8 protein-coding genes and 1 pseudogene are annotated in these 12,481 nt (G+C 28.0%); 6 read left to right on the forward strand and 3 right to left on the reverse strand.

Annotated elements, in window-relative coordinates:
• A partial coding sequence (locus ACRCYC_RS14735; protein WP_438619894.1) for a tetratricopeptide repeat protein occupies positions 1–434 on the forward strand: 434 nt, incomplete at its 5' end.
• Between the two features lie 209 nt (positions 435–643).
• Here the strand turns inward: ACRCYC_RS14735 and dcm are convergent.
• A complete protein-coding gene (gene dcm / locus ACRCYC_RS14740; RefSeq protein WP_438619895.1) occupies positions 644–1,741 on the reverse strand; it encodes a DNA (cytosine-5-)-methyltransferase in 1,098 nt (365 codons plus the stop codon).
• A 282-nt stretch (positions 1,742–2,023) separates the two neighbouring features.
• Here dcm and ACRCYC_RS14745 point away from each other — a divergent pair, with 282 nt between their 5' ends.
• Positions 2,024–3,325 (forward strand): hypothetical protein, encoded by a 1,302-nt coding sequence (locus ACRCYC_RS14745; protein WP_438619896.1) that lies wholly within the window; start codon positions 2,024–2,026, stop codon positions 3,323–3,325.
• Between the two features lie 472 nt (positions 3,326–3,797).
• On the forward strand, positions 3,798–5,342 hold the full coding sequence (locus tag ACRCYC_RS14750; protein WP_438619897.1) for an HNH endonuclease: 1,545 nt from the start codon (positions 3,798–3,800) through the stop codon (positions 5,340–5,342).
• A gap of 269 nt (positions 5,343–5,611) precedes the next feature.
• Here the strand turns inward: ACRCYC_RS14750 and ACRCYC_RS14755 are convergent.
• Positions 5,612–6,022, reverse strand: a pseudogene (locus ACRCYC_RS14755) (hypothetical protein).
• A gap of 246 nt (positions 6,023–6,268) precedes the next feature.
• On the opposite strand from ACRCYC_RS14755, the gene ACRCYC_RS14760 reads away from it, so the two are divergent.
• Together ACRCYC_RS14760 and ACRCYC_RS14765 are read left to right on the forward strand one after the other, a co-directional pair.
• Positions 6,269–9,181: a DEAD/DEAH box helicase family protein gene (locus ACRCYC_RS14760; protein WP_438619898.1), complete on the forward strand. Its 2,913-nt coding sequence runs from the start codon at positions 6,269–6,271 to the stop codon at positions 9,179–9,181.
• Between the two features lie 253 nt (positions 9,182–9,434).
• Complete coding sequence (locus ACRCYC_RS14765; protein ID WP_438619899.1) at positions 9,435–9,770, forward strand: hypothetical protein; 336 nt, start codon at positions 9,435–9,437, stop codon at positions 9,768–9,770.
• 163 nt (positions 9,771–9,933) lie between these two features.
• Here ACRCYC_RS14765 and ACRCYC_RS14770 read toward each other — a convergent pair whose 3' ends face one another.
• Positions 9,934–10,332 (reverse strand): (deoxy)nucleoside triphosphate pyrophosphohydrolase, encoded by a 399-nt coding sequence (locus ACRCYC_RS14770; RefSeq protein WP_438619900.1) that lies wholly within the window; start codon positions 10,330–10,332, stop codon positions 9,934–9,936.
• 176 nt (positions 10,333–10,508) lie between these two features.
• Here ACRCYC_RS14770 and ACRCYC_RS14775 point away from each other — a divergent pair, with 176 nt between their 5' ends.
• The gene (locus ACRCYC_RS14775) at positions 10,509–12,212 is read left to right on the forward strand and encodes a methyl-accepting chemotaxis protein (RefSeq protein ID WP_438619901.1); all 1,704 of its coding nucleotides are present in this window, start codon (positions 10,509–10,511) and stop codon (positions 12,210–12,212) included.
• The last annotated feature ends 269 nt before the right edge of the window (positions 12,213–12,481 follow it).

Raw genomic sequence — 12,481 nt, forward strand, 5'->3', positions numbered from 1 at the left:
TAGAAGATTATAGTAGAGCAATAGAGTTAGAAGAAGATGCAACGTACTATAGTAATAGAGGAGATACATATTATAATAAAGAAGAATATGAAAAAGCAATAGAAGATTATAGTAAAGCAATAGAGTTAGAAGAAGATGCAACGTACTATAATGATAGAGGAGATACATATTATAGGAAAGAAGAGTATGAAAAAGCAATAGAAGATTATAGTAGAGCAATAGAGTTAGAAGAAGATGCAACATACTATAATAATAGAGGGAATGCATATTATAATAAAGAAGAGTATGAAAAAGCAATAGAAGATTATAGTAGAGCAATAGAGTCAGAAGAAGATGCAATTTACTATAAAAATAGAAGTATTTCATATAGAAAGCTAGGTAAATATGAGGATGAAAAAAACGATTTGAAAAAAGCTAAAGAATTGACTAATTAGAGATTATTCAAAATATATATTATATACTTTTTTAAAGTTATTGATAAATAGATACTTAAAAAATAGTTTTAATAAAAGGAATAGAGAACAAGGACATAATTAGTATTACCACTTAATAAATTATTAATTTGAAAGATTATAATGACATAACTTTATTCTAAATATATAATTGAGAAACATATATAAAAAGCTATCAAATTGATAGCTTTTTATTCTTGGGTAATAGCAACTAATTCAGAAGCATCAGTAGCAGAAATATCAGAATTTAAAGCATTAATTATATTTCTAGCAATTCTTTCAATGATAGTTACAGTAACACAGTTACCTGCTTGCTTATATTTTTGACCATTAGAGTAAGGTCTCTTACTTCCCTTATCACTTAATGTATATTCAGGGAAAGAATGATGATGTTTAGTATTTTTAGCGTTAAATCCTTGGAATAATAAACATTCCTCAGGAGTTAATTTTCTAATATCATAATTGTCTAGAATAAGAGGAACATTATGTCCACCAGTCCCCATATTAGCGGTAAGAGTTGGGCATACATTGTTTTTATTCTCACGTATATATTGACCTCTTCTTATTTGATAAAGAGTATCTTGTTTTGTCATTTCATTTTTTAAATCTTCATAGTATTTTGTTTTATTATAATAATATTTTTCGTCTTTCTTTTCATTAAGGTCTATCAAATCAGAAATTTTCATAGTAAGCTTTACTGGTTCTGGAAACTCAAAATGTTCTATTAATTCTTTTTTATCAAATCCAACTATAAAAATACGCTCTCTATTTTGAGGTATATTACCATGAGTCATAGAGTTAAGAACTTGAGCTTTAACATGATATCCTAGAGATTCTAACTCTTCTTTTATAACTTTAAAAGTATTACCATTATCATGAGTTTTTAAATTTTTTACATTTTCTAGCAAAAATGCTTTAGGTTTTTTTGCGCTTAGAATCGTTAATATTTCAAAGAATAAGTTTCCTCTTTCATCTTCAAATCCTTTTCTTTCTCCAGCTATAGAGAAGGCTTGGCAAGGGAAACCTGCTGTAAGAATATCAAAGTCAGGTATAGAGCTAGAAACTCTATTTATACATTGATGAACAGTTTCTCCATTTTTAGGTCTAGTTATATCGTGTATATCACCTTCAACTAAATGAGGAGCACCATTAAAGTTATGTCTGTAAGTTTCACATGCATATTTATCTATTTCATTTGCCCAGACAAGGTCACAGCCTTCGTTTTTAAATCCTAAGCATACTCCACCAATACCAGCAAACATACTCGCGACTTTATAATTTTTTTTCATTAGTATTGATCCTCCATATTAAATCTTAATGATTAATTTTAGCACATATTCGACAAAAAAACACTACTTGACTAATTAAAACATATGTTCTTTATAGTTTTAGTTTGACCAAATTGACTTAAATTATTTAAATTATAATTGAGTATAGAAAGTAATATTAATATTTGTAGCATAAGAAATATATACTTGATATTTATTCTAATTAAATTGAAGTTATAAATTTAAAAATGATTGTCATATATGGTAAAATGTAACTATTAATGGAGAGGAGGAAGAGTTATTATGGCAAATATTATTTGGAATAAATTTAAAGATAAAGAAAGAAATGAATACATTGAGTTTTTAAAAATATTTGGAGCTTTAAGTGGATTATTTAAAGATAATCAAGAGGGAACAAATGCACGTAAACCATATTTGTATTATAGAAATCATGAGCAACTTTTTGCTCGAGTTTTTGATGTAGAAGATTTAACAAGAAAAGATAGTGCATTTGATGCACTTGGCAACTGGGAAAATGATAGGGTAGGAATTGGACTTAAAACATGGATACATACTAAAGATCGTACTTACCAAAAGGTAGCTGAATTCAATAAGTTAGCCCCAACGGTTATAGAGCCAATTATAAAAAATGGAACACCGGAAGAAGTTATTTGTAAAGTTTCAGAGCTTAGGAATGAGCGTATTATGCTAGATAAACGTTTATACAATACCGATAGAGATATATATCACTTTATAACTCGTGATGATGATGTTATGAATATTATAGAAACTAATTATGACTTGATAAATATTGAGAGTTTAGAACTAATAAAAAGTGATGGAAAAACTTATACTTTCAAAGATAAATTACGTAATTATAAATTTTACAAAAGTAAGAGTGTATTATTTGAAGAGTTTGATGCTTCGCAAGGTGAAATAATAAAGCAGATTTCAATAGAACAGTTTGATAACCCATTTGAGTTAATAAAAATGATTAGTATTCCACGAAAAGCTAAAGAAATTGCAAATGAAGAAATATATTTACCTCTTTATCAGGATAAAAAAGAAGGAAGAATTGTTTCTGATTGTTCAGGGGTTAATATTAGACACTCGAAGCCTAAGAATAAAGGGAGTAATACTCCACGACCAGAATATGAAATTGAAGTTAGAGTTAGCAAATGGATACATCATGTATTTCCAAATTTCTTCGGAATAGATGCACTTGATGAGACTCAAGTTAAGAATAGTAAACTAAATGATTTCGATTTGATATTGCCTGATGGTAGGGTATTACGTGGAAGAATAAAACAAACAAATGGAAAGAGTTTGCAGACTAATCCACAAGGTGATCTAGGAGAGTGGATACTAAAAGCTGTATTAGGGCTTGAAAATAGAGAAGTTGTAACTTGGGAGTTATTAGATGGACTTGGGATAGATAGTTTAAAAGTAACTAAAATTGATGATAAACATTTTAAAATAACAGTTGCAGAGAGTGGAGCATATGAGAAATTTAAACTAGATAATGAAGAAAAAATGATTTTGGCTGGCCTTACAAATAGGCAAATGCCATATTTAAGACCTGAGATACTTCAAGAACTTGAGTAATTATAAAGAGAGTATAGCCATCATAAATAAAAATTGCCCAGATTTAGATAAGGTAAATAACGTATTAGGAAATTAAGGTATCTTATTTATCTTATAGATTGCATTTAAGGGAATATAAAATATAAAAGGGTGTACTTTAACAAATTAATGTACACCCTTTTAATATTTAATTAGTTAAGGAGTATACTTAAATGGATAAGTTATAAAAAATGATTAAATTTGATAATTCTATTATAATTCGGTATTACCTTCTATAAACTATCAAAACTATAGTAGATAGCAAAAATGCAATAGATATAAAAGTTAAAAATTGTGCAGAATGATGTAATATAAAATCCTGGATATGATTATTGAGAATCGTCTCCACCATTGAAACCCACGAAAAGATATTTGAATAAAAAATTTAAATAACCACTTAAAATCTGCAATAATATAGTTATAAATTCATAAAAGATTAAAAGGGAGAGAATAGATGGAACAATGGCAGTTAATAGAAGAATATTTAATGTTATACTCAGGATTTCATTATAAAAAGCCTATAGATAAACAGGATGAAATGATGAAAATAAAGATGCTAGGAATGAAAGCTAGACAAAATTTTAGTGAATTAGGAGAAAAAGTAGTTAGTCAGCTTTCGGATTTTACGAGGTGTAAATGTAGTAGTTGGGTAAATATGGGCGAGGTTATACCTAATTATTTATGGATTCAATTTAAAAAGAAAGGATTTGAGGAGTGTCCTTCTAGTATTTCTTTAGCTATTAGAAAATTTAAAGAAGAAATTTATTTCTATGTAGCAATAGAAATTAAGGATCAAAATGCTACTGAAGAGGATTTTAAAAATCATAATCAAATATTGATAATGCCTTTATTTGATAAAAAACTCTATTATAGTGGGAATGGTGATGAATATTTTAACCTTGGAAAAGATATTAACTATGCAAAGAATTTGGTTCAAAATAAAAAAATTAAAAAAATAAGAATACAGAAAAATATGGAGAAACCTAGTGAAATAGGAGAAGAAAATACTATTGATAATATAATTGATGCAATTAAAATATTACAACCTTATTATGATAAAATAATAAAAAATTATAAACATGGAGAGTTACCAGAAAATATAAAATGTAAAAGTGAGTGGATAATAAGTTGTAATCCATCTGATTATGATGTAGTTGGTGCATTTAATAAACTTGAAAAGCTTGAATGGAAACAAAGTACTAATATCAATATTGGTGATGTTGTATATATATATGTGAGTAGTCCTGTTCAAGAAATTAAGTATAAGTGTACTGTAAGAAAAGTTAATTTAAAATCATCAGAAAGAATAGATGATTCAGAATTTGTGTTAGATGATAGTAAATATAAAGATTATGGAAGGTATATGGAGTTAGAGTTAATAAATAAATATTTAGATAAACAGTATAACTTTAGAGCGCTTAAACAGCATGGATTAAAGTCTGTACAAGGGCCAAGTAGGGTAACTCAAGAGTTATTAGATTATATTAAATCAATGGAAATAAAACACATTAAGAACTCTTTAAAAAAAGAATACTATATCAAAGATAGTATTTTAGATAAAGAGAATAATGACATTAAAGATATAGAAAATAATGATTTTTATGATTATAAATATGAGACAAAGGAAAGAAAAAAGCCTAAAATACAAGGAAATGTTAAAGTTTATCCTCGAGATAGAAAAGTAGCTATGAATGCATTAGCGCATGCCCATTACTTATGTGAAATAGATGAAACTCATTTTACTTTTATACGTAAGAATATAGATATTAATTATACTGAGCCACATCATCTTATTCCGATGGCGTATTCTGATTTATTTGAAGTTTCTTTAGATGTTGAGGAGAATATAGTATCACTATGTAGTAATTGTCATAATTTTTTACATTATGGAAGAGATATTAAAGATACATTAAAAAAATTATACGACTATAGGATAGGAGATTTAAATAAAGTAGGAATTAGCATCGAATTTAAAGAATTAGTAAAAATGTATTTATAAATATATTTTGTTACAATTTATACTATTCGTAAATTTGAAGAAGTATAAAAATCCTAAATTGATTATGGAAAATATTTATAGCGTTTTACTTACTAGAAGCATAAAAGGTATGGTTTTATATATTTCTAATGATAAAAATTTAGATGAGGCTTATTTTAGTTTTGTCAGATCGCTATAAACATAAAACCCTTTCTTAAAAAAATAGTAAAAATCCCCCTTATATTTAAAATAGACGCAGGGGGATGAATCTTTACTTTTTATAAAGAAGTTTATCTTAAAACTAAATCTTTATTTCTCTCAAGTAGATGTCTAATAGTCCATTCATTTTCTAATAATAATACTGAATTTCTATTTTCATCTTCGACTAGCAATGTATCCATTATCATTGAAAGCCTACCAAATTTAGACATATCATTTTCAATCCAACGTACATAACGGTAAGATAGTGGATTCATTAGTATCTCCACACCATATTCCTGCTTTAGACGATATTCTAAAACTTCAAACTGAAGAACTCCAACTACCCCTATAATAAGTTCTTCCATACCACCATTAGGTTATCTATAAACCTGAATAGCACCTTTTTCTGCTAGTTGAGTAAGACCCTTTACGAATTGTTTTCTTTTAAGGGTATTCTTTGTAGATACTCTCATAAAATATTCAGGAGTAAATTGTGGTATATTAGTGTATAACTATAAAGTCTTTATTATATATTAATAACTAAGTCACTTTGTGTCTTAGAGTTATACAACTTTATATTGAACTTACTGATTTATTAGTTTTAATAAGTCAGTAGCTTCAATATAGTAACAAGGACTTTGTCATTAAACACACCTCAGAAGTAAAAATCATGACATAAAAAATATGGTATAATATGGATAACATAGATAATAAACACAAGAGATATAATAAAGGAGCACAAAGTTATGAATCTAGAAAATCAATTCTCAGGAACAATAAACGTAGAACAATCAAATAGTACAAGAAGCTTATATATACATCAAAAAGAAGCAATAAAAGAACTTAATGAAGGCAGCAAAAAAGATATATATAAGTCATTATTAGTAATACCTACAGGTGGAGGGAAAACATTTACTAGTGTGTATTGGGCATTAAATCAAATTATAGATAAAAATAAAAAAGTATTATGGCTAGCTCATAGACATGAACTACTAAATCAAACAATTAAAACTGCTATAGATTCCGCATACAAAGACATACTTCCTAACAGAGACAGTTTTAGATTTAGAATAATATCAGGAGTGCATGATAGACCAGTAAATATAGATAGTAGTGATGACTTTATAGTAGCTAGCAAAGATAGCTTAAATAATGGAAAAGAATACTTGAAAAAATGGGTAGAAGAAAATAAAGATAATATATGCTTAGTTATAGATGAAGCGCATCATGCAGTAGCAAAATCATATAGAAATATAATAGAAATATTAGAAAGTACATGTAAAAAAGACTTGAAAATAATAGGATTAACAGCAACACCTATGAGAAGTGATGAAAAAGAAGAAGGACTTTTAGGAAAGATATTTTCAGATAATATATGTTATAGTGTAGACTTAAATACACTAATAAATAAAGGGATTTTATCAACACCAGTTCTTAGAGAATTTGATACAAAAGTAGAGTTAGAAAGTGAATTAAGCAAATCTGATATAAGAGCCATAAAGATGTCTCAAAATTTACCAGATAATATAGCAAAACAAATAGCTTTAAATAAAAAAAGAAACAACTTTATAATTAATAAATACATAGAAAATAAAGACGAATATGGGAAATGCTTAGTTTTTGCAGTAAATATAGAACACGCATTAGTATTAAATGCATTATTTAAAGAAAACAAAATAAAAAGTGATTATGTAGTATCTTCAATAAGAGATATGCATTCAGGCGTAGTTATTAGTAATGAAGAAAATACAAAAAAAATACAAGACTTTAAAGATGGAAATCTAGAAGTACTAATAAATGTAAATATACTAACAGAAGGAACTGATATACCAAGTGTACAAAGTGTATTTTTAACAAGACCTACAACATCAGCTATACTTATGAACCAGATGATTGGAAGAGGATTAAGAGGTGAAAGTGCTGGAGGAACAGATAAAGCATACATAGTAAGTTTTATAGATGATTGGAAAGGTAAAATAAATTGGGCAAGTCCTAATAATATAATTATAAGTGGTGGATTCAAAGACAAATCTAGAAAAACAACTGACAAGCTAGAAACAACATTGATACCAATAAAATTAATAGAAGAATTTGCAAAGCTTCTAAATGGAGAGGTCATAAGCACATCATCAAATTATATGGATATTGTACCTATAGGTTCATATAACTTTACACTATTCAATGAAGAAAATGATACAGAAGAAACTTGTGAGGTACTAGTTTTTGAACCTCTTAAAGATGCTTTTGAGCAATTAATGAATAACATGGACTCAATATTTAGAAAATACGATGTTGAAGTTAGAGGCGATGCTCCAACTGAAGAAGAACTAGAAAAAATGTATAATCATATATTAAATGATGAGTTTGAGGGTTATGATTTAGATATAGGATTTAATGAAAGTGATATAAAAGATATATTTAGATATTATGATTTAACAGAAGAAACACCTTTATTTATTCCTTTTGAAGGAAGAGAAAAGTATGATATATCAGTATTAGCAAAAGAAATAGTCGATAATGACTTTGGAGCAAGAAAACAAAATGAATACCTAAACAATAAATGGGAAGATGAATCATCTGGATGGAAAATTTACTTTAATAGTAATAAACATATTTTTATAAATGAAGTTAATAGAGCTGTATATAATGAACTAAACAAGGAGGAAATAAATTCTCCAAAAGTAAGTCCTGATAAAATAGATTACACTAAGTTATCTATGAATCAAATTTATGAAATAGATAAAGCTTATTGGAGAGAGCTAAGTGACAAAGTATACGCAAAATATAAAGATGAAGATGGATACTATGAAAGTGCAAGTGGAAATTATAAAAGCAAAATTAAGAAGTATTTCCAAATAGATCATATAAAACCGATGTCTAAAGGCGGATTAACAGTACTAGAGAATCTTCAATTACTTACTAGATGGGAAAATTATGCTAAAGGTGATAAGTTTGATGAAGATATAAAAAATATGGATATAGATTGCATCGAAGAAGCTATGTTGGAATCTTATGAAGAAGGTAAGATAGAAAAAGCAAAAGAGCTTTCGGATATTGTATTAGAAAGAGATAGTAAAAGCATAGCAGGATTAAATATAAAAGCTGATTTAGAATTTGATAGAGGAAATTATAATGGAGCAATATCTTATGCAAATAAAGTTCTTTCACTAGTAGATAATCAAGAATATGCACTGCGCATAAAGGCATTAGCTAGATTTAATAATGAGAAATATAACTTGTGCTTAGATACTCTAAATGAATATATAGCAGAGGTTGATGATAAAGATGTATGGGCTTTAGGACTTAAAGGAGAATGTTATGTACAACTTAAAGAATGGGATAAGGCATTAGAATCCTTTAAGAAAGTTAAAGATGTAGAAGAAAATAATAGCAATGCTAATTTTTATATTGCTTATATATATGATAGAAAGAGAAAATATAATTTAGCTATAGAATACTATGATAAAGTTTTAAAAGAGGATAGTCAAAATGACTCAGCTTTAAACAATAAAGGGTACACATTATATAAAGCAAAAAAATATGAGGAAGCTATAAAGTGTTATGACAAAGCAATTGAGATTAATGCTGAGAAAAAATATATAATAAATAGAAAAGAAGCAGTAAAAAAACTAGAAGAATTAAAAGTTTTTAATATATAAGAGAAAATATTTTAATTAAATAATTTAGTAGCAAAATGTTCAAAAAATAAAAATTAGACCCATAAAATTAATTGTAAAAATTTATTCCGATAATTAGATAAGCGTGTGATAAGTATAGATAGGTAAAAGATATTATCTCATCATATTTAATTATTTAATATAATCTTTTAAAATTGGAAAATAAGTAAAGAAAATATATAATATAATCAGAAGTAACAATAAAATTAAAAACTTAAATGGGGGAAATATCATTATGGATTATGGCTGGTTAAACAAAGGAAGTCTATTATTTGGATTAATAGCACTAATAATTCCTATAATAAAAATTATGATGAAAGACGAATCTGACACCAAGAGACTAGGAATACTCTCAGGAATTAGCATAAGTGCATGTTCAACTTCTTTATGCATGCAAATACTATACGCGAATCACCTAGTAAACATACAAGACTGGACAGCACTAATGGATCTAACAGACACAGTAGCAAAAGTTTCAGCAGTACTTCTTATAGCTACTATTACACTTAATATTATTGCATATATAACATATAACAGAAAAAACTCAAATTTAGAGAATGAAAACTCATAGGAGTAAATTTTCAAATCACCACTCAGCTAATTTGAAAAATAATGGATAACAAAAACGCTCCTGGATGAATATATAAGTTTCAGCGACCTTTGAAAGCATCTTTCCAGCTTTCGGGGAGCGAAACTTATATATTCACCCAGGAGCACTAAGCTAGCCCGAATATTTACATCACTTCTCTAATCAAACTCTCCACAGCAACCATATCAGCAGGAGCCCATTTCAAAGAATCCAGATTCTCTCTTCTCAACCAAACAATCTTAGAATGTTCCGTAGCCACAGGATGCCCATTCACCAAACCACACTTAATAGCCACAAGATTAACCACAAACTCATCATACTCATAACAATTATCATTAAAAACCTCAAAAGCCTCTATATCACAATCAAGCTCTTCCTTGATCTCTCTTACAACAGCCTCAAACAAAGACTCATTCTCCTCAACCTTACCACCAGGAAACTCCCACTGATTAGGAAGAACCATACTAGGAGATCTCAAAGCACATAAAATCTCATTATTCTCATTCTCTATAATAGCCGCAACGACTTTTAACTCTTTCTTCATATGTATCACCTCTTTTAAATATACTTCAATTATACTAAATATTTAACCCTTAATAAATAAAATATTATTTTAACTTCTGTATAAAGTATACAAATTTTCATCCGTACATAAACGGATAAATAAAAAGGCTATTTTATTTAACAAAATGACAAATTAAATTACAGGGAGACATTCATATGAATATGAAAAATTTAAAAATTGCTAGAAAGTTGATAATATCTTTTACTATAGTATTAATACTTACAGCAGGAACAAGTTTTTACACAATATCTAAACTAAGGCAAGCAGAAAACCTGAGTCAACAACTATTTACAGGACCGTATGTATCAACAACTGAATCGATGACCATTCGCAGAAGCTTAGTTGCCGTTGGTAGAGACCTTGCTTATACTATACTTAGACAAGATCACGTTAAGTATAAACCAATACTTGAAAAGGATTTTGATGAAATAAATAAGAGTATTAAATTAATTAAAAATGCTTCTGATACAGACAAAAAAGATCTTGATAATCTTGAAAATGAAGTAGAGAAGTTAAGACAAGAATTTGACAAAGCTTTTGCACTTGCAGAAAAAGGAGATTACAAAGCAACACTATCAATGGTAGGAGAGAATACTGTATATCGTAGCATATACAATAAGTGTATAGAATATTCTAAGACTCTTAATGAAAATGCAGAAGAAGATGGAGTTAAATTTAACAAAGGAGTACAAAATACAGTAAAAAAAGCAACTATTATCTCAGTAACAGTTAGTCTATTCACTATAATAGTGGGATTATCTATATGTGCATATATCACAAAAATGCTAAAAAATCCAATTGAAGAAATAGAAGAAGCTGCAGAAAAAATGGCTATTGGAGATTATGATATTGATATTATTTATGAATCAAAAGATGAATTAGGTTCATTAGCAGAAAGCATGAGAAAAATGAGTAGAGCAACTAAGGAAATTATAAATGATACAGCTCGTGTTTTAGGAGAAATAGCATCAGGTAATTTCAACACAGAACCTCAAGTAGAATACATAGGAATATTTAAAGAAATTGAAAATTCACTAGATAAAATAACTTACGATTTAAGTGAAACAATGTCACAAATAAATTTAGCTTCTGAAGAAGTTGAATCCGCATCAGAACAAGTAGCTAGTGGATCACAAATGTTATCACAAGGTGCTACTGAACAAGCAAGTTCAGTACAAGAATTATCTGCAACTATTGTAGAAATATCTGATAAAATTAAAGATACAGCAGAAAATGCTAAAAAAGCTAATGCTTTAACATTAAGTGCAGGTCGCCAAGTTAAAGATGGAAATGAACAAATGGAACAAATGGTTAAAGCAATGGAAGAAATCTCATTTGCTTCAAATGAAATAGGAAGAATTATAAAAACAATAGATGATATAGCATTCCAAACAAATATATTAGCACTAAATGCTGCGGTAGAAGCTGCACGTGCAGGAGAAGCTGGAAAAGGATTTGCAGTTGTTGCTGATGAAGTAAGAAATCTTGCAGCTAAATCGGCAGAAGCTGCTAAAAATACAGCAGTGCTTATTGAAAACTCAATAGAAGTAGTTAATAAAGGAACTGAGATAGTAGATAGTACAGCTCAATCACTTCAAAAGATAATAAATACAACAAATAAAACTACTGCATTAGTTGATAATATAGCTAGAGCATCTGAAGAAGAAGCTAGTGCAATTAATCAAGTTACACTAGGAGTAGAACAAATTTCAGAAGTAGTACAAACTAACTCTGCGACATCAGAAGAAAGTGCAGCTGCTAGTGAAGAATTAAGTGGACAAGCACAAATGCTAAAATCACTTATTGAAAACTTTGAATTAAAAGATGCTAATAAATCTAAAAAAAGTAATAATTTTTAATCTGGGAATATAAGTTAATATATTTAAATTTATATAAAAAAATTTAAATCAAGTGTATATTCTTTTTAAGAATGGTTAATATATAATCAGATGGTTAATTAAGTTTAACAATCAGCCAACACTGACTACGCAAAAGCTAGATAATATCTTACCTTTTGGTAGTATCTTTGGAAGTGATGGTGGCTAGATATTTGAAAAAATATCACATTAAATATAATGAATCTACTAGATTCCTCGCTCTACTAGAGTGCAAATAGCCCTAGTCTAAT

Source organism: Paraclostridium sp., assembly GCF_051657365.1.
Classification (GTDB): domain Bacteria; phylum Bacillota; class Clostridia; order Peptostreptococcales; family Peptostreptococcaceae; genus Paraclostridium.

What these genes read in the sequence shown, in the direction of transcription:
- ACRCYC_RS14775 (WP_438619901.1), top strand. Translation starts at nt 10,509, where the DNA reads ATGAATATGAAAAATTTAAAAATTGCTAGAAAGTTGATAATATCTTTT.
- ACRCYC_RS14745 (WP_438619896.1), top strand. Translation starts at nt 2,024, where the DNA reads ATGGCAAATATTATTTGGAATAAATTTAAAGATAAAGAAAGAAATGAA.
- ACRCYC_RS14750 (WP_438619897.1), top strand. Translation starts at nt 3,798, where the DNA reads ATGGAACAATGGCAGTTAATAGAAGAATATTTAATGTTATACTCAGGA.
- ACRCYC_RS14765 (WP_438619899.1), top strand. Translation starts at nt 9,435, where the DNA reads ATGGATTATGGCTGGTTAAACAAAGGAAGTCTATTATTTGGATTAATA.
- dcm (WP_438619895.1), bottom strand. Translation starts at nt 1,741, where the DNA reads ATGAAAAAAAATTATAAAGTCGCGAGTATGTTTGCTGGTATTGGTGGA.
- ACRCYC_RS14760 (WP_438619898.1), top strand. Translation starts at nt 6,269, where the DNA reads ATGAATCTAGAAAATCAATTCTCAGGAACAATAAACGTAGAACAATCA.
- ACRCYC_RS14770 (WP_438619900.1), bottom strand. Translation starts at nt 10,332, where the DNA reads ATGAAGAAAGAGTTAAAAGTCGTTGCGGCTATTATAGAGAATGAGAAT.